We start from the raw sequence: 22476 nt of genomic DNA, 5'->3' as shown, positions 1-22476 counted from the left end.
TAATGCGTAACCGCACCAAGATCCTGCTGCTCGCCCTGCTGACCCTGGCGCTGACCGCCCTGGTGGTCGGCGCGGTGGGGTACTGGTACTACAAGCCCACCACCGTCACCATCGCCGTCGGCCCCGAGGCCTCGCCCGAGCACCGCTTCGCCCGCAAGCTGGCCGAGGTGCTGACCAACAACCGCGCCTCGATCCGCCTGCAAGTGCTGGCCAGCGACGCCGCCATCCACAATCTGCCGCGCTTCGCCCAGCACGAGGCCGACCTGGTGGTGGTGCGCACCGACGAACGCCGCATCCCCCCCAGCGCCCGGGCCATCGCCATCCTGGAGGAGGAGGTGCTGCTGCTGATCACCCCGCCCCGGAGCAAGTTCAAGTCGCTGGCCGACATGGAGCGCCGCCGCGCCGTGGTGGTGGGGCGCGACGGCCGCAACGAGACCTTCGTCCGCCGTCTGCTGGAACAGTACAAGCACGATCCCAAGCTGATCAATCTGCGCACCGTGCCACCCAGCGCGGCGCTGGACCAGCTGCTCGGCCCCGGCGGGGCCGCCGACGTGGTGGTGGTGCTCGAACCGCTGTCGCGCCTGTCCGGCGCCGACGATTTCCAGGATCTGGCGCACAGGCTGAAGGGCTTCACCGTCCACGCCATCCGCGACGCCAAGGCCCTGGAGCGCAAGATGCCCGGCCTCTATGCCGAGACCCTGGAGGCGGGGCTGCTGGTCGGCTCGCCGCGCATTCCCGACGAGGAGCTGGAGACGGTGGCGCTGCAGCGCATCCTGGTGGCCCGCGCCAAGATGCCGGAAGCCCAGGTGGTCGACCTGATGCGCGCCCTGTTCGAAAGCGGCCGCCAGCTGGCCGTCGAGGAAAGCTTCGCCACCCGGATCGAGCCGCCCGCCACCGAGAAGGGCGGGCTGATCGCCATCCATCCCGGCGCCGACCAGTACGTGGCCAGCGACGTGAAGACCTTCTTCGACCGCTATTCCGACCTGCTTTACGTAGGGCTGTCGGCGGCCGGCATCCTGGGCTCGGGCGCCGCCGCCCTCTACGGCACGGTGTTCCGCCGCGCCCCCATCCACGCCGGGCGGCGCGCCCAGGCGCTGATGGGATTGCGCGACCGGGCCCGCGCCGGCCGGGACGGGACGGAACTGGACGCGGTGGAGAGCGAGCTGGAGGCGGTGCTCGACGAGGTGCTGGGCGGACTGGCCGACGGCAGCATCTCGCCGCGCGGGCTGGACGCCTTCCGCCTGGCCTACGATTCGGCGCGCGAGGCGCTGACCATGGCCCGGCGGGGAGGCGGCGCGCCTCACCCCACCACGTAGCTGAGGCGGACCACGCCGTTGATGTAGGTCTTGGCCCCCAGCAGGGTCATGCGGCCGCACCGCTCGCTGGGCTCGAACAGCGGGCGGCCCCGGCCCAGCAGCACCGGCATGACGAACAGGTCGAAATGGTCGATGGCGCCGAGATCGAGGAAGGCGCGCAGCGCCTTGGCCCCGCCCGCCACCCAGACGTCGCCGGCGGCCGAGGCTTTCAGTTCGGCCACCAGCTGGGCGAGGTCGCCCACCCAGGGCTCGACGTTGTCGGGGGCGGTGTCCATGGAGCGCGAGGTGACCACGATGCAGCGCTTGTCGTTGTGGGGCCAGTGCCCCATGGCGTGCAGGTGCTCGTAGGTGGTGCGGCCCATCACCACCGTGCCGATATGGGCCATGAACTCGTCGAAGCCGTAATCGATGGCATCGAACGGCTTGAGCCAGGCGATGGAGCCGTCGCCATCGGCGATGTAGCCGTCCAGGCTGGCGGCGATATAGGCGCGAAAGCCGGCGTCCATTCCCTATTCGGCCGCCTTCCTGGGCAGGTAGCTGGAGACGTCCACCGCATCCACCTGTTCGGGGCGCAGGTACTTCTCGGCGTATTCCTTCCAGACGCCGGAGGTCAGGAACAGTTCCCACAATTCGTGATCGATGTGCTGGTCCTTGACCATGAACGACATGATCTTGAGGGATTCCGACAGGGTCTTGGGCTTCTTGTAGGGGCGGTCGGCGGCGGTCAGCGCCTCGAAGATGTCGGCCACCGCCATCATGCGGGCGGGCAGCGACATCTCGTCGCGCTTCAGGCCCTTGGGATAGCCGCCGCCGTCCATCTTCTCGTGGTGGCCGCCGGCCCATTCGGCCACCCGCGACAGGTTCTTGGGGAACGGCAGGGCCTTCAGCATGAAGATGGTCTGGACGATGTGGTCGTTGATCTTGAAGCGGTCTTCCGCCGTCAGGGTACCGCGCCCGATGGCCAGATTGTACAGCTCGCCCAGATTGTAGCGGTGCTCCAGCGGCTTCATCTTGAAGCCCTCGGAATCGTAGCGGCTGACGTCCACGTTGATCTCGTGGGGGACGATGTGCCAGTCCTTGTCGGCCAGCATCTTCTCCGCCACCGGCGGCTTGGGCTCGTCGCCGGTGCGCCGCCGGGTCTCGTCGAGGGACAGGCCCATGGTGTCGTCCAGGGTGCGGACCCAGCTGCGCTCGGCGATGGCCTTCAGCCGTTCGACCTTGTCGGGGGCCATGAACTCGCCGCCCACGTTGCATTCGGCGACGAAGGCGAAGTCGGCATCCAGCTGGGCCAGTTCGGCATCCATGCGGGCCTTCAGGATGTCGGCCTTCTCCTCGCCGGCCACCAGCCCTTCCAGATAGGCGATGACCGCGTCGCGCTTGGCCACCTCGAAGCGCATCCTGACCTCGTGGATACGGTTGTAGATGGTCTCCAGCTTGGTGGCCTTGTCGACGATGTATTCCGGGGTGGTGACCTTGCCGCAATCGTGCAGGCCGCCGGCCACTTCCAGCTCGTACCACTCGTCCTCGGTCAGCGAGAAATCGGCGAAGGGGCCTTCGGTGGCGTCGCAGGCCGCCTGGGCCAGCATGAAGGTGATGGCCGGCACCCGGTGACAGTGGCCGCCGGTATAGGGGCTCTTGGCGTCGATGGAGCCGGCGATCACCTGGATGAAGCTCTTGAACAGATTCTTCTGGGCCTCGATCAGGCGCTGGTTGTCCAGCGCCACCGCCGCCTGGGAGGCCAGGGCCTCGATCAGCGGCGTGATGTCGGGGCCGAATTCCACGATGCGGTTGCGGCCGTCGCGGGCGTTGATCAGCTGGATGACGCCGATCACCTCGCCCTCGTAGTTCTTCAATGGCACGGTGAGGAACGACTTGGAACGGTAGCCGGTCTTGGCGTCGAAGGCCTTGGTGCCGGTGAAGTCGTACTTGTCCACGTCGTAGGCGTCGGCGATGTTGACCGTCTGGGCGGTCAGGGCGCAGGAACTGGACACGTTCTTGTGGTTGGGCTCGCCCTGGTCGTCGTGGAGGCGCAGCGGCGGGAACGGGATGGGCTTTCCCGTAGTGCCGCCCATGGCGATGTTCAGCGTGTCGTTCAGCATGATCTCGAAGCGAAGCCCGTCCTTGGCCTCGGTCATCAGGTAGAGCGTGCCGCCATCGGCGTTGCACATGCTCTTGGCGCCCAGGAGAATCTTCTCCATCAGGCGATTGTGGTTGCGTTCGGCCGACAGCGCGATGCCCAGCTCGATCAGCGTCCGGTAACGCTCTTCCTTCTTATGGACCGAAGCCATGGACAGCCATCCCCCTCAGGGAAGATCAAGCGATAACCCCGACCAGCCTACGCCGAAACGGCCATGGCGTGAAGTCGGGTGAGGACACTACATCTTATCACATTTGTGTCTGAAACTTATCTGGGGCATGTCGGCCTTGACGGCAAGGCGGGATCGTACTCCCCTGTGCGCCGGACCACAGGAGAGCCCCCATGCCCTACGAATCCCTGCGCGACTTCGTCACCCGCCTGGAAAAGGCCGGCCGGCTGAAGCGGGTGAGCGCGCCGGTATCGCCCCATCTGGAGATGACCGAGATCCAGACCCGCCTGCTGGCCGAGGGCGGCCCGGCGGTGCTGTTCGAGAACGTGGTGCGGCCCGACGGCTCCCGCTACGGCATGCCGGTGCTGGTCAACCTGTTCGGCACGGTGGAGCGGGTGGCCTGGGGCATGGACCGCGAGCCGGCCCAATTGCGGGAAGTGGGCGAGACCCTGGCCTTCCTGAAACAGCCCGAGCCGCCCGGCGGCTGGCGGGAAGCTCTGGAGATGCTGCCGCTGGCCCGGACGGTGATGGCCATGCGGCCCAAGACGGTGGGCTCGGCGCCCTGCCAGCAAGTGGTGCTGAAGGGCGGCGACGTCGACCTGTCGCAACTGCCCATCCAGGGCTGCTGGCCGGGCGAGCCGGCGCCGCTGATCACCTGGCCGCTGGTGGTGACCCAGGGGCCAAATCCCGCCGACGACAAGCGCGACAATTTCAACCTGGGCATCTACCGCATGCAGGTGACGGGCAGGAACACCACCCTGATGCGCTGGCTGAAGCACCGGGGCGGCGCCCAGCACTTCCAGCGCTGGGCCAAGGAGAAGACGGAGCCCATGCCGGCGGCGATCGTGATCGGCGCCGATCCCGGCACCATCATCGCCGCGGTGACCCCGGTGCCCGAGACCCTGTCCGAGTACCAGTTCGCCGGTCTGCTGCGCGGCAGGAAGCTGGAGCTGGTGGAGTGCAAGACGGTGCCGCTGAAGGTGCCGGCCGAGGCCGAGATCGTGCTGGAAGGCCACGTCATGCTCGACGAGAGCGGCCCGGAAGGCCCCTACGGCGACCACACCGGCTATTACAACTCGGTGGAGGACTTCCCGGTCTTCCGCGTCTCGGCCATCACCATGCGCAAGGACCCCATCTACCTCTCCACCTTCACCGGACGGCCGCCGGATGAACCCAGCGTGCTGGGCGAGGCGCTGAACGAGGTGTTCATCCCGCTGCTGGCGCAGCAATTCCCGGAAATCGTCGATTTCTGGCTGCCGCCCGAGGGCTGCTCCTACCGCATCGCCGTGGTGTCCATCAAGAAGGCCTATCCCGGCCACGCCAAGCGGGTGATGTTCGGCATCTGGAGCTTCCTCAAGCAGTTCATGTACACCAAGTTCGTCATCGTGGTGGACGACGACATCGACGCGCGCAACTGGAAGGACGTCATGTGGGCCATCTCGACCCGCATGGACCCGGCCCGCGACATCACGGTGGTGGAGGGCACCCCGATCGACTACCTGGACTTCGCCAGCCCGGAATCGGGCCTAGGGGGCAAGCTGGGCCTGGACGCCACCAACAAGTGGCCGCCGGAAACCCACCGGGAATGGGGCGTCAAGCTGCGCATGGACCAGGAGGTGGTGGACCGGGTCAGCCAGCGCTGGGCGGAGTACGGCCTGCCCGGAAGTGGGGTGCCCATATGGCGCAAGCCCTAACAACTCGCCACATTATATAGTTGCATGTGACGTGACTGCGATCGCCGTTCGAGGCATCATCCTCCCCAAGGAATGGGCCTGGGGGAGAATGATCCATGCGCACGCGATTGTTGCTGACCGCTGTTGTCCTTGCCGGGCTGGGCCTGCCGCTGGCGGGCGGTCCGGCCATGGCCGGCTGTAGCGTCGCCGATATCCGTCCCGACATCTCCAGCCGTTGGAAGGACGGCAGGGGCAACCTGCGCTGGCCGGTCCACGAGTGGAGCACCGAGATCTCCACCACGGTGGTGCTGCCGCCCGGCATGGTGATCGACCGCTTCGGCTGCGAGACGGGAACCCGGTTCAATCCGCAGGGCACCGCCTTCTCGACCCGGGCCCTGCCCTACGACTGCGTCAGCGCCGCCTATTTCAGCTACCGGGTGGTCAAGCCGCTGGTGGCCTGGTCGGGCAGGACTCCGGCCTGGTTCGACCAGAAGGGCGGCGCCCTTCAGTTCCGCACCACCGCCACCGCCGCCCAGTTGCTGGCTGAAGGGGCGATCGAGGTGGCGGAGGCCGGGCGTCCGTCCTGCGGCTGAGGCATCAGCGCCGGGCGGCGAAGAAATCCCGCAGGAGGAGGGCGGCGCGGCTCTCCTCCAGCCCACCATAGATTTCGGGGCGGTGGTGGCAGGTGGAATGGTCGAAGACCTTGGCGCCGTGCTCGACGCCGCCGCCCTTGGGATCGTAGGCGCCGAAATACAGCCGCCGCACGCGGGCCAGGGAGATGGCCGCCGCGCACATGGGGCAGGGTTCCAGGGTCACGTAGAGGTCGCAATCCTCCAGCCGCCGGTCGCCGGGGGCGGTGGCGGCGCGGATGGCCAGCATCTCGGCGTGGGCGGTGGGATCGCCCAGTTCCTCGACCCGGTTGCCGGCCCGGGCGATCACCCGGCCGTCCCGGACGATCACCGCACCCACCGGCACCTCGCCGCGGGTGCCGGCGGCCGCTGCCTCGGCCAGGGCCTGGGCCATGAAGCCGGCCATCAGCGCTTGGCCGTCACCAGATCGGTCTTGGCGATGCGGCGGAGCGATACCTCCAGCCGGGCGTCGGCCTTGGCGATCTCGGTCAGGGCGTCGCGGGTGAAGTCGATATGGGCCTCGGCAGCGGCCTTGGCGGCGTCGGGATCGCCGGCCATCACCGTCAGGTAGACGGCGCGGTGCTGCTCCAGCAGCAATTCCCGCACCCCCTGGCGCTGATAGAGCTTGGCGCGGTTGTAGAACACGTCCTTGCGCAGCATGTCCGACAGCGAGCGCATGATGTGCAGCATGACCAGATTGTGCGACGCCTCGTAGACCGCCAGATGGAAATCGGCGTCGGATTCGGCCTCGTCGCTGGAATCGTCTTGCTGGTGGGCGGCTTCCATCTTCTCGAAGCATTCGCGGATCAGGTCGCGGTCCACGTCGGTGCCGCGCAGCGCCGCGAAATAGGCGGCCGAGCCCTCGACGAAGCGGCGGAACTCCAGATAGTCGAAGGTGGTCTCCGGCCGCGACGCCAGGGCGGAATACAGGGGCTCGGTGAAGCCCTCGCCCAGCAGGGGGGCCACGAAGGTCGCCCCGCCGCGCCCCGATTTCAGCAGGCCGCGCTTTTCCAGCTTCTCCAGCGCCTCGCGCAGGGAGGGGCGCGAGACGTCGAAGCGCTGGGCCAGCTCGCGCTCGGCCAGCAGGCGTTCTCCTGGCCGCAGGCTTCCTTCGAGGATAAGCTGTTCCAGGTGGTCGGCGATGGTGTCGGCCAGCTTGGCCGGCCTGATCGGTTCCGTCATGTGCTGCCCTCTATATGCTGGTTTTGTCTACCCCCACCTTCCGCTCGTGTAAAGACGCCTCTGATTAATGGTAAGCTCAAAGCGCCTGTTTACAAGAGTGGTAAAAAGATTTATCCAACGCTTCATCAATGATCAATGTGGTGAACCATGATCCCCTCCGCCTCGGGCAACCCCCCTTTCCGCAAGCTGCTGGTCGCCAATCGCGGCGAGATCGCCATCCGCATCTGCCGCGCCGCCACCGAACTGGGGCTGGGCACCGTGGCGGTCTATTCCACCGAGGACCGCTTCGCGCTCCACCGCTTCAAGGCGGATGAAAGCTACCTGATCGGCAAGGGAAAGGGCCCCATCGAGGCCTATCTCGCCATCGACGAGATGATCCGGGTGGGCAAGGAAGCCGGCTGCGACGCCGTGCATCCCGGCTACGGCTTCCTGTCGGAAAATCCCGATTTCGCCGATGCGGTGCGGGCGGCGGGCATGGCCTTCGTCGGCCCCGGCTCCGACGTCATGCGCCTGCTGGGCAACAAGGTGGCGGCGCGCGAGCTGGCGCAGAAGGCCGGAGTGCCGGTGATGCCGGCCACCGGTCCGCTGCCCGCCGATCTGGCCGAATGCAAGCGCCAAGCCCAGGCGGTGGGCTATCCCCTGATGCTCAAGGCCAGCTGGGGCGGCGGCGGGCGCGGCATGCGGGTGATCGAGGCCGAGAGCGAACTGGAGGAAATGCTGGCGGTGGCGCGGCGCGAGGCCAAGGCCGCCTTCGGCAACGACGAGGTCTACCTGGAAAAGCTGGTGCGCCGGGCGCGCCATGTCGAGGTGCAGATCCTGGGCGATTCCCAGGGCAATCTGGTCCATCTCTACGAGCGCGACTGCTCGGTACAGCGCCGCAACCAGAAGGTGGTCGAACGCGCCCCGGCCCCCTATCTCGACGGCCAGCGGCGGGCCGAGCTGTGCGAGACGGCGGTGCGCCTGGCCCGCGCCGCCGCCTACGAGAACGCCGGCACCGTCGAGTTCCTGATGGACATGGAGACGGGGGCCTTCTACTTCATCGAGGTCAATCCCCGCGTCCAGGTGGAGCACACGGTGACCGAGGTGGTCACCGGCATCGACATCGTCAAGGCGCAGATCAGGATCGCCGGCGGCGCGCCCATCGGCGCCCCGGGTTCCGACGTGCCCCGGCAGGCCGACATTCCCTTGAACGGCCACGCCATCCAGTGCCGCATCACCACCGAGGACCCGGCCAACAACTTCATTCCCGATTACGGCCGCATCACCGCCTATCGCGGCGCCAACGGCTTCGGCATCCGGCTGGACGGCGGCACCGCCTTTTCCGGGGCGCTGATCACCCGGCACTACGATTCCCTGCTGGAGAAGGTCACCGCCTGGGCGCCCACCCCGGAAGAGGCCATCGCCCGCATGGACCGGGCGCTGCGCGAGTTCCGCATCCGGGGCGTCGCCACCAACCTGACCTTCCTGGAAGCGGTGATCGAGCATCCCAAGTTCGTGGGCTGCGCCTACACCACCCGCTTCATCGACGAGACGCCGGAACTGTTCGCCCGCCAGGACCGCAAGGACCGCGCCACCAGGGTGCTGTCCTTCGTCGGCGACGTGATGGTCAACGGCAACCCGGACGTAATGGGCCTGAAGCGCCCCTTGCTGGGCCACCGCCCCGATTTGCCGCCCGTCCCCGCGGCCGAGCCCCCCGCCGGCTCGAAGCAGTTGCTGGACCGGCTGGGGCCTGAGGGCCTGGCCCGGTGGATGCGGGACAGCAAAAGGGTGCTGGTCACCGACACCACCATGCGCGACGCCCACCAGTCGCTGTTCGCCACCCGCATGCGCAGCCACGACATGCTGGCGGCGGCGCCGGCCTATGCCCGGCTGCTGCCCGGCCTGTTCTCGGTGGAATGCTGGGGCGGCGCCACCTTCGACGTGGCCATGCGCTTCCTGCGGGAAGACCCGTGGGAGCGTCTTAGAGCCCTGCGAAACGCCATGCCCAACCTGCTGCTGCAGATGCTGCTGCGCTCGGCCAACGCGGTGGGCTACACCAACTACCCCGACAACGTGGTCAGGCATTTCGTCGCCCAGGCGGCGGAAAACGGCGTCGACGTGTTCCGCGTCTTTGACTCGCTCAACTGGGTCGACAACATGCATGTGGCCATCGAGGCGGTGCGCGAGAGCGGCAAGGTCTGCGAGGCGGCCATCTGCTATACCGGCGACATCTTTGACGCCGCCCGGCCCAAATATGACCTCAAGTACTACGTGACCATGGCCAAGGCGCTGGAGAAGGCCGGCGCCCATGTTCTGGGCATCAAGGACATGGCCGGCCTGGCCCGGCCGCGCGCCATCGCGGCGCTGGTCAAGGCCCTGAAGCAGGAGGTGGGCCTGCCCATCGCCTTCCACACCCACGACACCTCGGGCCTGTCGGCGGCCAGCGTGCTGGCGGCGGTGGACGCCGGGGTGGACGCGGTGGACGCCGCCATGGATTCCATGAGCGGGCTGACCAGCCAGCCGCCGCTGGGCTCCATCTGCGCCGCCCTGGCCGGTCACGACCGCGACCCCGGCCTGGACCAGGGGGCGCTGAACGGCCTGTCGCGCTATTGGGAAGGGGTGCGGACCCTTTACGCCCCCTTCGAGGCGGAGATCCGCTCGGGCACCGCCGAGGTCTACGGGCACGAAATGCCGGGCGGCCAGTACACCAACCTGCGCGCCCAGGCCCGGAGCCTGGGCGTCGAGCAGCATTGGGACTGGGTGGCCAAGGCCTATGCCGACGTGAACGCCATGTTCGGCGACGTGGTCAAGGTGACGCCGACCAGCAAGGTGGTGGGCGACATGGCCCTGATGATGGTGACCAGCAACCTCTCGCCCGACGACGTGCTGGACCCCGACAAGGAGATCGCCTTCCCCGAATCGGTGGTGTCGTTCTTCAGGGGCGATCTCGGCCAGCCGGTGGGCGGTTTCCCGGCGGCCTTGCAAAGGAAGGTTCTGGGAGCGGCCAAGCCCATCACGGTGCGGCCCGGCGCGGTGCTGCCGCCCGCCGACCTTGCCGCCACCCGGGAGGAGGCCGAGAAGAAGGCCGGGCGCAAGCTGTCCGAGGCGGAACTGGCCTCGTACCTGATGTATCCCAAGGTGTTCGCCGATTTCGCCGCCCACCAGCGCCAGTACGGCGACGTCTCGGCGCTGCCCACCGAGGTGTTCTTCTGGGGCATGCAGCCCGGCCAGGAGATCAGCATCGACCTGGAGAAGGGCAAGAGCCTGATCGTCCGCTACCTCGCCACCGCCGAGCCGGAAGAGGACGGCTCGCGCAAGGTGTTCTTCGAGCTGAACGGCCAGCCGCGCACCGTCAGGGTGTTCGACCGCAAGGTAGCCCCCGCCAGGGCGGCGCGGCCCAAGGCGGAACCCGGCAACGCCGACCATGTGGGCGCCCCCATGCCCGGCCTGGTGGTCAGCGTCGCCATCCATGCCGGGCAGATGGTGGAAAAGGGCGACCTGCTGGTCTCCATCGAGGCCATGAAGATGGAAACGGCGGTGCGGGCCGAACGGGCCGGCACCATCGCCTCGGTGGCGGTCACCCCCGGCACCCAGGTGGAGGCCAAGGACCTGCTGGTGATCCTGGGGGGATAAGGGGACGCCCGCATCCCGCTTGCGTGGCCGAAGCTTCTGTGGCACTCCGCTCCGGAAGGGCGAATCCGTCGGGAACGGAGGAGCGATGCGCGGGGGGAATGATGTGAGCGGCGATGCCGAGCGGTCCTACAGGCTGACCGTCCACGCCCTGGCCGGGCTGGCCCTGGTGCTGCTCGCCTATCCCCTGGCCCGCATCTTCTGGGATTACGAGATCGACAACACCGAGGGCTGGAACGCCTATCTCCAGCTGCGCGCCGCCGCCGGATTGCCGCTCTACGACACCGGCTCGCCCTATTTCTTCAACAACTACCCGCCGCTGTCGTTCTATCTGGTGGGCGCCCTGTCGCACCTGACCGGCGACGTCAACATGGCCGGGCGGCTGGCCTCCTTCGCGTCGGTGATCGCGCTTTGCCTGGCGGTGCGCTCCATCGTCCGCTCGGCGGGGGGATCAAGGCTCGACGGCTGGTTCGGCGCCGTCACCTGCGCCCTGTTCTTCGCCGCCCTGGTCACCGATTACGTGGGCAAGAACAATCCGCAATTGCTGGGCCAGGCCTTGGTCCTGTGGGGGCTGGCCGTCCATCTGGGCGGAACGGCGGGGGCGCGCCGCGCCGCCCTGGCCGCCCTGCTGTTCTCGGCCGGGGTGCTGGTCAAGCACAACCTGATCTGCCTGCCGCTGCTGGTCGGCCTGGACGTGCTGCTGCGCGGCCCGGCCCGCGCCCGGCTGGGCTTCTTCCTCACCGGCCTCGCCCTGGCCGGCCTGAGCGGCGGGCTGCTGTGGCTGTCCTCGAACGGCGCCTTCTTCACCCAACTGCTGGCGTCCCGCACCTGGGAGGTCAGCCGGTCGTTCCTGTTCACCGTCGAAATCCTCGGCCAGTTCCAGGCGCCCATGGCCCTGGTGGGAATCGGGTTGATCGCGGCGCGCAGCACCCGGCCGGCCGGCCTGATCCTCGCCTATCTCGGGGCGGCGCTGGCCTTCGGCATTTTCTTCTCGGGCGGGGCGGGAACCGACGTCAACGTCTTCTTCGACGTCTACGTGGCCCTGGCGGCGGGCGCCGGGCTGGTGCTGCGCCTTGCCCCCTTTCCCCGGGCGCGGCCAGCGATGGCGTTGCTGGTCAATGCCGGCGTGCTGTTCTACGCGCCGCTCAGCCTGGGGCGCATCGGCGTCGACCTGGCGGGCGAGGCGCAAGACCACATGGCCCTGTTCCGCGACGAGGTCGCCTATGTGAGGTCCATTCCCGGCACCGCGCTGTGCCAATCGCACCTGCTGTGCCTCAGGGCGGGGAAGCCAGCCTTCTACGACCCCATCAACATGCTGCAGGCCATGACCATGGGCCGCCTGCCCGCCGATACCCTGACCGGCATGCTGCGCCGCCACGAGATCGCCGTGGTGCAGATCCTCGATCCGCCCAGGCATCCCGAGGACGCCAATCCGGGGGCCCAGGAGATGCCGGCCCGCTGGAAGGATTTCCAGGACGAGGTGTTCCAGGTGCTGCGCGAGGAATACGTGATCGACCGGGTCAGCCTGTCGGGCCGCTTCTATCGCCCGAAGGGGGATACGTCACCCCGGTGAGGACCAGACCCGCCGCCGGGGCGGTGGGGCCGCCCTTGGTGCGGTCGCGGGCGGCGAGCGCCCGGCCCATGTCGTCGGGGCTCCACTTGCCCTCGCCCACCAGCTTCAGGGTGCCGACCATGTTGCGCACCTGATGGTGCAGGAACGAGCGGGCCTCCGCCACGATGCGGATTTCCTCGCCCACCCGGGTGACGTCCAGCACGTCCAGGGTCTTCATGGGGCTCTTGGCCTGGCATTCCGAGGCGCGGAAGGTGGTGAAGTCGTGGTGGCCGAGCAGCCGCCTCGCCCCCTCGGCCATGGAATCCGCATCCAGCGCCACCGGCACCCACCACGCCCGGTCCTGTTCCAGCGCCAGCGGGGCGCGGCGGTTGACGATGCGGTAGAGATAGGCCCGCCCAATCGCCGAGAAGCGGGCGTGGAAGTCGTCTCCGACCTTCTCGGCGGCCACCACCGCCACCGGCTTGGGTTTCATGTGGTAGTTGAGCGCGTCCCTGACCGTATCGGCGGGATAATCGCGGGGCAGGTCCACATGGGCCACCTGTCCCGTGGCGTGCACTCCGGCATCGGTGCGTCCCGCCGCATTGATGGTGCAGGGGGTGCCGCACAGCTTCTCGACGGCCTTTTCCAGCACGCCCTGGACCGACAGGCCCTTGTCCTGGCGCTGCCAGCCGTTGAAGGGGGTGCCGTCGTACTCGACGAGCAGGCGGTAGCGGGGCATTACCGGGCGCTCTGGGCCAGCACCGTGCCCTTGGGGATGGCATGGCCGCGCAGCATCTCGGAAACGGTCATGGCCGCCTTGCCGGCCCGCTGGACCTTGAGGGGACGCAGGGCGAACTTGCCGCAGGCGACGGTCAGCTGGCCGTCGAGCACGGTGCCCGGCGGGCCCGCGCCGGGGACCACCGCCGCCTCGATGACCTTGACGCGCTCGCCTCCCATCTCGAACCACACGCCGGGCCAGGGGTTCAGCGCGCGAACCTTGCGGTCCAGCTCCACCGCCGGACGGCTCCAGTCGAGAAGGCCCTCCTCCTTGGCCAGCTTGTGGGCGTAGGTCACCCCCTCTGCCGGCTGGGGGGTGGCGGGCAGAGGTTCCTCGGCCTCCAGCCGGCCCACCGCATCGACGATCATCCGCGCCCCCATGGCGGCCAGCATGTCGTGCAGCCAGGACGCCGTGGTGTCGGGCAGCAGCAGGATGCTTTCCTTGAGCAGCATGGCCCCGGTGTCCAGTCCGGCATCCATCTGCATGATGGTGACCCCGGTCTCATGGTCGCCGGCCAGGATGGCCCGCTGGATGGGCGCCGCGCCGCGCCAGCGCGGCAGCAGCGAGGCGTGGACGTTGAGGCAGCCGAGGCGCGGCGCGTCCAACACCGCCTGGGGCAGGATCAGGCCATAGGCCGCCACCACCGCCACGTCGGCGTCCAGGGCGGCGAACTCGGAGCAAGCCTCGGGGGATTTCAGGCTTTTGGGGGTACGGACGGGAATGCCGCGCTGGTGGGCGAAGGCGTGGACCGGGGTCGGCTGTTCCTTGTGGCCGCGCCCGGCGGGCCGGGGCGGCTGGGAATAGGTGCAGACCACCTGGTGCCCGGCCTCGATCAGCGAGTCCAGGATGGGGACCGAGAAGTCCGGCGTCCCCATGAACACCAGTTTCATTCCGCGTCCTTCCGGGCCTTGAGCAGCTTGCGCAGGATCATGTTACGCTTCAGCGACGACAGGTGGTCGATGAACAAGATGCCGTCCAGGTGGTCCATCTCGTGCTGCACCACGGTGGCCAGCAGGCCGTCGGCGTGGATTTCCTTTTTCTCGCCGGTCTCGTCGAGATAGCGGACCTTGACCGCCGCCGGGCGCACCACGTTGGAATAGTGCTCGGGCACCGACAGGCAGCCTTCCTCGTAGGTGTTGTCCTCGTCCGACGCCCAGACGATCTCGGGATTGACCATGCGGATGGGGTCGCGGTCCTCTTCCTTGCGGCCGATATCCATGACGATCACCCGTTCCAGCACGCCGATCTGCGGCGCCGCCAGCCCGATGCCCGGGGCGTGGTACATGGTCTCCAGCATGTCGGCCAGCAGGGCGCGGATACGGTCGTCCACGGCGGCGACGGGCTTGGACTTGGACTTCAGCACCGGATCGGGCGCGGTCAGGATGGGCAGCACGGCCATGGCGGAACCTTCGATGGACTCTCTACCGTCCGACATAGGCCCGGTCGCGGGCGAGGTCAAGCGTGCTTCCCCATCGGCGGCCGGCGGCGTAAAAGGAAGTCATGACCGATTCCGCATCCCGCCCCCGTTTCCGCCTGTTCGTCCCGGCCCCGCTGGCGGCGGGCGTCGCCGTGGCGCTGACCCGCGACCAGACCCATTACCTCGCCGCGGTGATGCGGGCCGAACCGGGCGAGATGGTGTTGCTGTTCAACGGTGCCGACGGCGAGTGGCTGGCCCGCATCGCCGCGTTGGCCAAGGCCGGCGCCGCCCTGGTGCCGGAGCGCCGGACCCGGCCCCAGACGCCCGAGCCCGACCTCTGGCTGCTGGCCGCGCCCTTGAAGAAGGACCGCACCGATCTGGTGGTGGAAAAGGCGGCCGAACTGGGCGTTTCCCGCCTTTGGCCGGTGTTCACCCGGCGCACCAATGCCGGGCGGGTCAATATCGAGCGGCTGCGCGCCCACCTGACGGAAGCCGCCGAGCAGTGCGAACGCCTGACTGTCCCCGACCTGGCCGAGCCCGCCGCCCTGGACAAGGTACTGGCCGGCTGGCCGGCGGAACGGGTGCTGCTGTTCCTCGACGAGGGCGGCGGCGGCCCGCCCCTGACCCAGGTGCTGACCGGATTGCCGCCCGGCCCGCTCGCCCTGCTGGTCGGGCCGGAGGGCGGCTTCGACGACGGGGAGCGCCGGTTGATCACCGCCCAGCCCTTCGCCCGCGCCGTGGGGTTGGGGCCGCGCATCCTGCGGGCCGAGACCGCAGCCATTGCCGCCCTGGCTGTGGTGCAGGCTATCAGGGGCGATTGGGGGAGTACGCCCAGGACGCCTTGCTGATCCACGCGTCCAGTTCGGCGGCGGGGCGCGGCGGGCTGAAGTAATAGCCTTGGACCTGGCCGCAGCCGGCTTGGGCCAGGAAGTCCAGCTGTTCGGCGGTTTCCACCCCTTCGGCCACCACGTCCAGGTTAAGGGCGCGGGCGAGGTCGAGGATGGCGCGGACGATGGCCGCGTCCTCGGCATCGCCGGGCAGGTCCATGACGAAGGAGCGGTCAATCTTCACCGCGTTGATGGGGAAGCGCTTGAGATAGGCCAGGCTGGAATAGCCGGTGCCGAAATCGTCGACCGAGACGCGCAGGCCCAGGGCGCGCAGCCGCTGCAGGATGACGATGGCCCGGCCGGGATCGTCCATCACCGCGCCCTCGGTCAGCTCGATTTCCAGCGCGCTGCCCGGCACTTTGTTGCGCTGCAGGATGGCCTCGATCCGCTGCGGCAGCTTCTCGTCGTGGAACTGCCGGGCCGACAGGTTGATGGCCACCTTGACGTCGGCGCCGCCCTTGCGCCACTTGGCCAGCTTGCGGCAGGCCTCCTCGATCACCCAATAGCTGAGCGGGATGATCAGCCCGGTCTCCTCGGCCAGGGGGATGAATTCCATGGGGGGAATCCGCCCCTGCTCGGGATGGTTCCAGCGCAGCAGCGCCTCCAGCCCGGCCAGCCCGCCGGTCTCCACCAGCACCTTGGGCTGGTAGTGCAACTCCAGCTGGTTGGAATCGATGGCCTGGCGCAACTGCGCCTCCAGCTCCAGACGGCGCACCGCGTGCTCGTTCATGGAGCGGTCGAAGAAGCGGAAGCAGCGCCGCCCCCCCGCCTTGGCCTGGTACATGGCGGTGTCGGCGTTCTTCAGCAGGGTGGCGGCGTCCTCGCCGTCCTGGGGAAAGACGGCGATGCCGATGCTGGTGCCCGAATGCACCGCCTTGCCGGCCAGCCGCAGGGGACGGGCCAGGGCGGCGATGATCTTCTCCGCCACCAGGGCCACCTCGGTGGTGTCGCTGAAGCTGGAGAGCACCACCACGAACTCGTCGCCGCCCAGGCGCGAGACGGTGTCGCTCCGGCGCACCGTCTGGCCGACGCGGCGGGCCACCTCGACCAGCAGCTTGTCGCCCTCGTGATGGCCCAGGCTGTCGTTGATCACCTTGAAGCGGTCGAGGTCGAGGAACAGCACCGCCACCTGGGTCTGGACCCGGCGCGAAACCTCCAGCGCGTGGTCCAGGCGGTCGGCCAGCAGGAAACGGTTGGGCAGGCCGGTCAGGGCGTCGTGATAGGCCTGATGGCGGATCTGGTCGTCCTTGCGCCGCAGCTCGGTGACGTCGGAGAACACCGCCACATAGCGCGACGGCTTGCCGTCCGGCCCGGCCACCGCGCTGATGGTCAGCCATTCCAGATAGGCCTCGCCATCCTTGCGCCGGTTCCACAATTCGCCCCGCCATTCCCCCTTCTTCAGCAGATCGTCCCACATGGCGCGATAGAAGTTCCGATCCTGGCGGTGGGATTTCAGCACGGCGGGGGTCTTGCCGATCACCTCGCAGCCGGCATAGCCGGTGATCCGGGTGAAGGCGGGATTGACCGACAGGATGATGCCGTTGGTGTCGGTGACGACGATGCCCTCGTGGGTGGAATCGAACACGCCGGCGGCCAGCCGCATCTGTGCCTCGGCCTGGTGGCGCTCGGTGATGTCGCGCCAGGTGCAGTAGATGGAGGGCCGGCCCTGCAGCAGGGTGGCCGACAGGGTCACCTCGGCGGGAAAGACGCTGCCGTCGTGGCGCCGGTGCGCCCATTCGAAGCGGTGCAAGCCGTTGGCCATGGCCAGGCCCATCATCCGCTCGGCCTTGGCGAACGAGGATTCGCCGTCGGGCTGGGCGTCCGGCGACAGCTCGGACGGATGGACGTTCTTCAGCGAATCGGCGTCCGGGTATCCCAGGATGTTCACCGCCGCCTGATTACACTCGACGAACCGGTTGTCCTGGATGATCCAGGTGGGGTCGGGCGACATCATGAACAGGTTGCGGAAGCGCTCCTCGCTCTCGGTCAGCCGCCGCTTCGAATCCTCCGCCTCGGAGACGTCGCGCAGCACCGCGATGAAGTAGCTTTCCCCATCCATCTGAAAGACCGAGGCGCCGATTTCCAGGTCGAAGCGGCTGCCGTCCCGCCGCAGGCCCTTGGCGGTGTAGACCGGGGCGACATCCGCGCCGGCGGCGCGGCGGCGGATGATCTCGCCAACCCTGGAATGCTCCTCCGGGGCCAGGGTCTCGATGATGGGGTGGCCCGCCATGTCGTCGGCGACGTCATAGCCGAACAGGCGGGCATAGGCAGGATTGGCGGCAACCACGACGCCGTCGCGATGGGCGCAGACCGCATCGACCGCGTTGTCGAACAGTGCCTTGATGGTCTGCCTTACGTCCATGGGAACCGGCACCCCCTCACCAGCCTTCCATTCCTTTCGTCTACGGATAAGGCCGGGCGGCTGATCCGTCTAGTCCATTCGTCGGCATGACTCTTGGAATCCGGGGGCGGCTGGTGCCATGATGCCGCCCCCCCTTTCCTTGGAACCGACGCCCATGCCGCCCCGCGCCAATCCCTTGAAGCTCAATCCGCTGCAACTGAAGACCCTGGTGCTGTTCCAGGAACTGGCCCGCCATCCCGAGACCTCGACCCGCATGGACGGCGGCGAAGTCTTCCTGTCGGCCCTGCCCCATCCCCACGGCAACCACTTCCACGTCGGCCGCAAGGTGGTGATGAGCAAGGACGCCAGCGGCCTCGCCAACGGCGCGGTGTGGGTGGCGCTGGAGAGGAAGGGCCTGATCCGCGCCAGCTTCCCCATGGCGGTGACCCTGACCCCCGCCGGCCTGGACTACGAGACCGGCATCACCGACGAGATCCTCCACGGCTCGGACCACTAAAGGCGCCATGCCCTACACCGTCCGCGAAATCTTCCACTCGTTGCAGGGTGAGGGCGTGCAGGCCGGCCGGCCGGCGGTCTTCCTGCGCTTTTCCGGCTGCAATCTGTGGAGCGGGCGGGAGGAGGATCGCGCCGCCGCCGCCTGCCGCTTCTGCGACACCGATTTCGTCGGCGGCGAGAAGTATCCCGACGCGCAAGCCCTGGCCGGGGCGGTGCGGAACGTGGGCGGCGCCACCCGCACCGTGGTGGTGACCGGCGGCGAGCCGGGGCTGCAACTGGACGCGGCCCTGGTGGCGGCGCTGCACGGTCTCGGCTTCGAGGTGGCGGTGGAGACCAACGGCACGGTGGACCTGCCCCCCGGCATCGACTGGGTGTGCGTCAGCCCCAAGGCCGGCACCACCCTGAAGGTGACCCGGGGCGACGAGCTGAAGCTGGTGTTCCCGCAGGCCGGCGCCGCGCCCGAGACGTTCGAGCATCTGGACTTCACCCATTTCCTGGTGCAGCCCATGGACGGGCCGGAGCGCGACGCCAATACCCGCGCCGCCATCGCCCATTGCTTGACTCGGCCGCGCTGGCGGCTCAGCCTGCAGACCCACAAGATCGTCGGAATACCCTGATGTCCACCTTCCGCGTCCGCCGCCGCATCGAGATCGATGCCGGCCACCGCATCATGACCCACGGCTCCAAGTGCCGGAACCTGCACGGCCACCGCTACGTGATCGAGGTGGAGTGCGAGGCCGCCCACCTGCATCCCAGCGGCGAGCAGACCGACATGGTGGTGGATTTCGGTTTCCTCAAGCACGAGATGATGCGTCTCATCGACGCGCCTTGCGATCACGGCTTCATCGCGGCCTCCGCCGATGCCGAGCTGCTGGCCCTGTTCGCGCCCCAGGGTGCCCAGGACTGGACCGAATCCATCCTGGCCGAGGTGCGGGAAAACGGCGCGGCGCTGACCACCCGGACCCGCATGGGCACCAAGCTCTATGTGGTGCCGTTCCAGCCCACCGCCGAATGCCTGGCCAAACACTGGTTCGAGGTGCTGAAGGAGCCGGTGCGCGAACGTTCCGATTCCACCGCCCGGCTGGTGGCGGTCCGCGTGTGGGAAACCCCCAACTGCATGGCGGAATACGCGCCGGGTTGATTGGGGGGGGGCCATGAACCTCAAGCAGTTGGAATACTTCGTCCGCGTCGCCGAGCTGGGCAGCTTCAGCAAGGCGGCCATGGTGCTCGAGATCGCCCAGCCGGCCCTGTCGCGGCAGGTGCGCCTGCTGGAGACCGACCTGCGGATCACCCTGCTCAACCGCACCGGGCGCGGCGTGGCGCTGACCGAGGCCGGGCAGCGGCTGTTCGACCACGCGGTGGGCATCCTGCAATCGGTGGCCCGCGCCACCGAGGACCTGGAATCGGCGCGCGGCGAGCCGGCGGGCCGCATCGTCGTCGGCCTGCCGCCCAGCATCGGGCGGCGCCTGATCCTGCCCCTGGTGGAGGGCTTCCGCGCCACCCTGCCCAAGGCGCGCCTCGCCGTGGTCGAAGGGCTGTCCACCCATGTCAGCGAGTGGATCGCCACCGGGCGCGTCGACCTCGGCCTCGTCCACAACCCCGAGCCCAACCCGGCCATCGAGCTGTCGCGCCTGCTGGACGAGCCGCTGGGCCTGGTCGGCCCGGCCGGCGATGCACCCGCCACGCTGCGCTGGGCCGAGCTGGGGGCCTATCCCCTGATCCTGCCCGAGCGCAGCCACGCCATGCGCAAGCTGCTGGAGACCCAGGCGGCCTTCGCCGAGGCGCGGCTCAAGGTGGTGATGGAGGTGTCGTCCATCCCCTCGATCCTCGATCTGGTGGCCGCCGGCTACGGCCATGCGGTGCTGACCGAGACGGCGCTGGCCGCCTGGCGCCGCGCCGGAACGTTCAGCCTGAGCCGGCTGGTGGAGCCGTCCGTGGCCAGCACCTTGTTCATGGCGGTCTCGGCCCACAAGCCCATCACGCCGCTGGGACGCCGCGCCATGGCCCTGTTGCAGGATTTGGTAAAAACAGAAATGGGCTGAAACTATTCAAGCTATGCCGATCCGCTATAGCTGAAAGTGGCCCCGGGGGGCTTGGTGGACCGGCAGGATTTTGTCACCATGGCAAGGTCGAACGCTGGGAGGCCCGACAGATGCAGACCCCGATCCCTTGCCTGTTCATGCGCGGCGGCACCTCGCGCGGGCCGTTCTTCCTGGAGAGCGACCTGCCGGCCGACATCGCGCTCAGAGACAGGGTGCTGCTGGCGGTGATGGGCTCGCCCCATGCCCGGCAGATCGACGGGCTGGGCGGCTGCCATCCGCTGACCTCCAAGGTGGGCATCGTGCGGCCCGGCACCCTGCCGGGCGTCGATCTCGACTTCCTGTTCGCCCAGTTGCAGCCCGACAGGGAGACGGTGGACACCACCCCCAATTGCGGCAACATGCTGGCCGCCGTCCTGCCCTTCGCCCTGGAGCGCGGCATCGTCACGGCACAGGGCGACGCCACCACGCTGCGCGTGCTCACGCTCAACACCGGCATGCAGTGCGACATCACCGTCCAGACCCCGGGCGGAAAGGTGGAGTACGCGGGAAGCGCCCGCATCGACGGGGTGCCCGGCACCGCGTCGCCCATCGCCATCAACTTCCTCGACACCGCCGGTTCGGTGTGCTCCGGCCTGCTGCCCACCGGCCGGGTCAGGGACGTCATCGACGGCCTCGAGGTGACCTGCATCGACAACGGCATGCCCATGGTGCTGTTCCGCGCCGCCGACCTGGGCCGCACCGGCGCCGAGAGCGTCGAGGCCTTGAATGCCGACGCGGAGCTGAAGGCCCGCCTCGAGTCCCTGCGCCTCAAGGCCGGGCATCTGATGGGCCTGGGCGACGTGGGACCGAAGAATTATCCCAAGATGTGCCTGATCGCCCCGCCCAGCGCCGGCGGGGCGGTGGGAACCCGCTGCTTCATTCCCCATGTCTGTCATGACGCCATCGGCGTGCTGGCCGCCGTCACCGTGGCCACCGCCTGCGTGCTGACCGGCTCGGTGGCCGAGGGCCTGGCGGTGGTGCCGGCGGGCCGCGTCAAGACCGTCGCCGTCGAGCACCCCACCGGCGAATTCGGCGTCGAGCTGGAACTCGATCCCGCCGATCCCGGCAAGGTGGTCCGCGCCGCCCTGTTGCGCACCGCGCGCCTGTTGATGAAGGGCGAGGTGATGATCCCCGCCGCGATCTGGGAAGGAAAAAGCGCATGATCATCGACATTCATGGTCACTACACCACGGCGCCCCAGGCGCTGGAGGCGTGGCGCAACCGCCAGATCGCCGGGCTGAAGGACCCGTCCCAGACTCCCAGGGTCTCGGACCTGAACATCAGCGACGACGAACTGCGCGAGTCCATCGAGGTCAACCAGCTGGCCAAGATGAAGGAGCGCGGCTCCGACCTGACCATCTTCTCGCCCAGGGCCAGCTTCATGGCCCACCATATCGGCGACGTCCAGACCAGCTCCACCTGGGCCGCCATCTGCAACGAGCTGTGCGCCCGCGTCGCCGGCCTGTTCCCCGACCATTTCATCGGCGCGGCCATGCTGCCGCAATCGCCGGGCGCCGATCCCAGGACCTGCCTCCCCGAGATCGAGAAGTGCGTCAAGGAATACGGCTTCGTCGCCATCAACCTCAATCCCGACCCGTCCGGCGGCCATTGGACGTCGCCGCCACTGTCGGACCGCCATTGGTACCCCATCTACGAGGCCATGGTGGAATACGAGCTGCCGGCCATGGTCCACGTCTCGACCTCGTGCAATTCCTGCTTCCACACCACCGGCGCGCACTACCTCAACGCCGACACCACCGCCTTCATGCAGTGCCTGACCTCGGACCTGTTCAAGGATTTCCCCACCCTGAAATTCGTCATCCCCCATGGCGGCGGGGCGGTGCCCTACCATTGGGGCCGCTTCCGCGGTCTGGCCCAGGAACTGAAGAAGCCGCACCTGCGCGACCATCTGCTCAACAACATCTTCTTCGACACCTGCGTCTACCACCAGCCGGGCATCGACCTGCTGACCAAGGTGATCCCGGTGGACAATATCCTGTTCGCCTCCGAGATGATCGGCGCGGTCAGGGGCATCGATCCCGAGACCGGGCACCATTACGACGACACCAAGCGCTACATCGAGGCGACGCTGAATCTGAGCCCGGAAGACCGTTTCAAGGTCTACGAGGGCAACGCGCGGCACGTCTATCCCCGCCTCGACCGGGCGCTCAAGGCGAAGGGACTCTGAC

Annotated in this window: 20 protein-coding genes; 12 read left to right on the top strand and 8 right to left on the bottom strand. The window is 68.3% G+C overall.

Features of this window, described 5'->3' with window-relative positions:
- The first annotated feature begins 2 nt into the window (after nt 1-2).
- Nucleotides 3-1316, top strand: coding sequence for a TAXI family TRAP transporter solute-binding subunit (locus H261_RS01950; protein ID WP_008613735.1), 1314 nt, complete (start codon nt 3-5; stop codon nt 1314-1316).
- Here H261_RS01950 and H261_RS01945 read toward each other — a convergent pair.
- Both H261_RS01945 and H261_RS01940 read right to left on the bottom strand, forming a co-directional pair.
- On the bottom strand, nt 1301-1822 hold the full coding sequence (locus H261_RS01945) for a dihydrofolate reductase family protein (protein WP_008613734.1): 522 nt from the start codon (nt 1820-1822) through the stop codon (nt 1301-1303). The genes H261_RS01950 and H261_RS01945 overlap by 16 nt on opposite strands.
- Nucleotides 1823-1825: 3 nt before the next feature.
- Nucleotides 1826-3604 carry an HD family phosphohydrolase gene (locus H261_RS01940; protein WP_008613733.1) on the bottom strand — a complete coding sequence of 593 codons (1779 nt, stop codon included), beginning with the start codon at nt 3602-3604 and terminating at the stop codon, nt 1826-1828.
- Between the two features lie 191 nt (nt 3605-3795).
- Here H261_RS01940 and H261_RS01935 point away from each other — a divergent pair, with 191 nt between their 5' ends.
- On the top strand, nt 3796-5316 hold the full coding sequence (locus H261_RS01935) for a UbiD family decarboxylase (protein WP_008613731.1): 1521 nt from the start codon (nt 3796-3798) through the stop codon (nt 5314-5316).
- Nucleotides 5317-5411: 95 nt separating this feature from the next.
- Nucleotides 5412-5888, top strand: a complete 477-nt coding sequence (locus H261_RS01930; protein WP_040475591.1) for a TNT domain-containing protein — start codon at nt 5412-5414, stop codon at nt 5886-5888.
- A 4-nt stretch (nt 5889-5892) separates the two neighbouring features.
- On the opposite strand, the gene H261_RS01925 is transcribed toward H261_RS01930, so the two are convergent.
- Nucleotides 5893-6330, bottom strand: coding sequence for a nucleoside deaminase (locus H261_RS01925; RefSeq protein ID WP_008613727.1), 438 nt, complete (start codon nt 6328-6330; stop codon nt 5893-5895).
- Nucleotides 6330-7106, bottom strand: a complete 777-nt coding sequence (locus H261_RS01920) for an FCD domain-containing protein (protein WP_008613717.1) — start codon at nt 7104-7106, stop codon at nt 6330-6332. Before H261_RS01920 ends, H261_RS01925 begins: the two co-directional genes overlap by 1 nt.
- A 147-nt stretch (nt 7107-7253) precedes the next feature.
- On the opposite strand from H261_RS01920, the gene H261_RS01915 reads away from it, so the two are divergent.
- The gene (locus H261_RS01915; protein WP_008613716.1) at nt 7254-10718 is read left to right on the top strand and encodes a pyruvate carboxylase; all 3465 of its coding nucleotides are present in this window, start codon (nt 7254-7256) and stop codon (nt 10716-10718) included.
- A gap of 103 nt (nt 10719-10821) precedes the next feature.
- On the top strand, nt 10822-12288 hold the full coding sequence (locus H261_RS01910) for a glycosyltransferase 87 family protein (protein WP_040475590.1): 1467 nt from the start codon (nt 10822-10824) through the stop codon (nt 12286-12288).
- On the opposite strand, the gene truA is transcribed toward H261_RS01910, so the two are convergent.
- The 3 genes from truA to def are packed head-to-tail and all read right to left on the bottom strand — an operon-like array spanning nt 12236 to nt 14444.
- The gene (truA, locus tag H261_RS01905; RefSeq protein ID WP_008613714.1) at nt 12236-13006 is read right to left on the bottom strand and encodes a tRNA pseudouridine(38-40) synthase TruA; all 771 of its coding nucleotides are present in this window, start codon (nt 13004-13006) and stop codon (nt 12236-12238) included. The two genes, H261_RS01910 and truA, sit on opposite strands and share 53 nt — an antisense overlap.
- Nucleotides 13006-13935: a methionyl-tRNA formyltransferase gene (gene fmt / locus H261_RS01900; RefSeq protein WP_008613713.1), complete on the bottom strand. Its 930-nt coding sequence runs from the start codon at nt 13933-13935 to the stop codon at nt 13006-13008. Before fmt ends, truA begins: the two co-directional genes overlap by 1 nt.
- Entirely contained in the window at nt 13932-14444 is a 513-nt protein-coding gene (gene def, locus H261_RS01895; protein ID WP_008613711.1) for a peptide deformylase, read from the bottom strand. The genes fmt and def overlap by 4 nt, the downstream gene beginning before the upstream one ends.
- Nucleotides 14445-14545: 101 nt before the next feature.
- Here def and H261_RS01890 point away from each other — a divergent pair, with 101 nt between their 5' ends.
- The gene (locus H261_RS01890) at nt 14546-15310 is read left to right on the top strand and encodes a 16S rRNA (uracil(1498)-N(3))-methyltransferase (RefSeq protein WP_008613709.1); all 765 of its coding nucleotides are present in this window, start codon (nt 14546-14548) and stop codon (nt 15308-15310) included.
- Here the strand turns inward: H261_RS01890 and H261_RS01885 are convergent.
- Nucleotides 15270-17711, bottom strand: coding sequence for a sensor domain-containing protein (locus H261_RS01885; RefSeq protein ID WP_040475589.1), 2442 nt, complete (start codon nt 17709-17711; stop codon nt 15270-15272). The genes H261_RS01890 and H261_RS01885 overlap by 41 nt on opposite strands.
- Nucleotides 17712-17865: 154 nt before the next feature.
- Here H261_RS01885 and H261_RS01880 point away from each other — a divergent pair, with 154 nt between their 5' ends.
- The 6 genes from H261_RS01880 (at nt 17866) to H261_RS01855 (ending at nt 22475) form a co-directional block, all read left to right on the top strand.
- Nucleotides 17866-18207 carry a hypothetical protein gene (locus H261_RS01880; RefSeq protein ID WP_008613707.1) on the top strand — a complete coding sequence of 114 codons (342 nt, stop codon included), beginning with the start codon at nt 17866-17868 and terminating at the stop codon, nt 18205-18207.
- Between the two features lie 7 nt (nt 18208-18214).
- Complete coding sequence (gene queE, locus H261_RS01875) at nt 18215-18823, top strand: 7-carboxy-7-deazaguanine synthase (protein ID WP_008613705.1); 609 nt, start codon at nt 18215-18217, stop codon at nt 18821-18823.
- Nucleotides 18823-19347: a 6-pyruvoyl trahydropterin synthase family protein gene (locus H261_RS01870; protein WP_008613702.1), complete on the top strand. Its 525-nt coding sequence runs from the start codon at nt 18823-18825 to the stop codon at nt 19345-19347. Before queE ends, H261_RS01870 begins: the two co-directional genes overlap by 1 nt.
- A gap of 13 nt (nt 19348-19360) precedes the next feature.
- Nucleotides 19361-20248, top strand: a complete 888-nt coding sequence (locus tag H261_RS01865) for a LysR family transcriptional regulator (RefSeq protein ID WP_008613701.1) — start codon at nt 19361-19363, stop codon at nt 20246-20248.
- Nucleotides 20249-20358: 110 nt separating this feature from the next.
- Nucleotides 20359-21450 carry a 4-oxalomesaconate tautomerase gene (locus tag H261_RS01860; RefSeq protein ID WP_008613696.1) on the top strand — a complete coding sequence of 364 codons (1092 nt, stop codon included), beginning with the start codon at nt 20359-20361 and terminating at the stop codon, nt 21448-21450.
- A complete protein-coding gene (locus tag H261_RS01855; protein WP_008613694.1) occupies nt 21447-22475 on the top strand; it encodes an amidohydrolase family protein in 1029 nt (342 codons plus the stop codon). Before H261_RS01860 ends, H261_RS01855 begins: the two co-directional genes overlap by 4 nt.
- Nucleotide 22476: the final 1 nt, after the last annotated feature.

The sequence above is a fragment of the Paramagnetospirillum caucaseum genome (assembly GCF_000342045.1).
GTDB lineage: Bacteria > Pseudomonadota > Alphaproteobacteria > Rhodospirillales > Magnetospirillaceae > Phaeospirillum > Phaeospirillum caucaseum.
The sequence above is the reverse complement of the archived record's forward strand: the minus strand, read 5'-3'. Positions and strand labels throughout refer to the sequence as shown.

Bases quoted from the DNA above. Each gene is read 5' to 3' on its own strand.
- H261_RS01860 (WP_008613696.1), top strand. From the start codon at position 20,359: ATGCAGACCCCGATCCCTTGCCTGTTCATGCGCGGCGGCACCTCGCGC.
- H261_RS01870 (WP_008613702.1), top strand. From the start codon at position 18,823: ATGTCCACCTTCCGCGTCCGCCGCCGCATCGAGATCGATGCCGGCCAC.
- H261_RS01940 (WP_008613733.1), bottom strand. From the start codon at position 3,604: ATGGCTTCGGTCCATAAGAAGGAAGAGCGTTACCGGACGCTGATCGAG.
- H261_RS01945 (WP_008613734.1), bottom strand. From the start codon at position 1,822: ATGGACGCCGGCTTTCGCGCCTATATCGCCGCCAGCCTGGACGGCTAC.
- truA (WP_008613714.1), bottom strand. From the start codon at position 13,006: ATGCCCCGCTACCGCCTGCTCGTCGAGTACGACGGCACCCCCTTCAAC.
- H261_RS01865 (WP_008613701.1), top strand. From the start codon at position 19,361: ATGAACCTCAAGCAGTTGGAATACTTCGTCCGCGTCGCCGAGCTGGGC.
- H261_RS01930 (WP_040475591.1), top strand. From the start codon at position 5,412: ATGCGCACGCGATTGTTGCTGACCGCTGTTGTCCTTGCCGGGCTGGGC.
- queE (WP_008613705.1), top strand. From the start codon at position 18,215: ATGCCCTACACCGTCCGCGAAATCTTCCACTCGTTGCAGGGTGAGGGC.
- H261_RS01885 (WP_040475589.1), bottom strand. From the start codon at position 17,711: ATGGACGTAAGGCAGACCATCAAGGCACTGTTCGACAACGCGGTCGAT.
- H261_RS01925 (WP_008613727.1), bottom strand. From the start codon at position 6,330: ATGGCCGGCTTCATGGCCCAGGCCCTGGCCGAGGCAGCGGCCGCCGGC.
- H261_RS01880 (WP_008613707.1), top strand. From the start codon at position 17,866: ATGCCGCCCCGCGCCAATCCCTTGAAGCTCAATCCGCTGCAACTGAAG.
- H261_RS01855 (WP_008613694.1), top strand. From the start codon at position 21,447: ATGATCATCGACATTCATGGTCACTACACCACGGCGCCCCAGGCGCTG.
- H261_RS01915 (WP_008613716.1), top strand. From the start codon at position 7,254: ATGATCCCCTCCGCCTCGGGCAACCCCCCTTTCCGCAAGCTGCTGGTC.
- H261_RS01890 (WP_008613709.1), top strand. From the start codon at position 14,546: ATGACCGATTCCGCATCCCGCCCCCGTTTCCGCCTGTTCGTCCCGGCC.
- H261_RS01920 (WP_008613717.1), bottom strand. From the start codon at position 7,106: ATGACGGAACCGATCAGGCCGGCCAAGCTGGCCGACACCATCGCCGAC.
- H261_RS01950 (WP_008613735.1), top strand. From the start codon at position 3: ATGCGTAACCGCACCAAGATCCTGCTGCTCGCCCTGCTGACCCTGGCG.
- fmt (WP_008613713.1), bottom strand. From the start codon at position 13,935: ATGAAACTGGTGTTCATGGGGACGCCGGACTTCTCGGTCCCCATCCTG.
- H261_RS01935 (WP_008613731.1), top strand. From the start codon at position 3,796: ATGCCCTACGAATCCCTGCGCGACTTCGTCACCCGCCTGGAAAAGGCC.
- def (WP_008613711.1), bottom strand. From the start codon at position 14,444: ATGGCCGTGCTGCCCATCCTGACCGCGCCCGATCCGGTGCTGAAGTCC.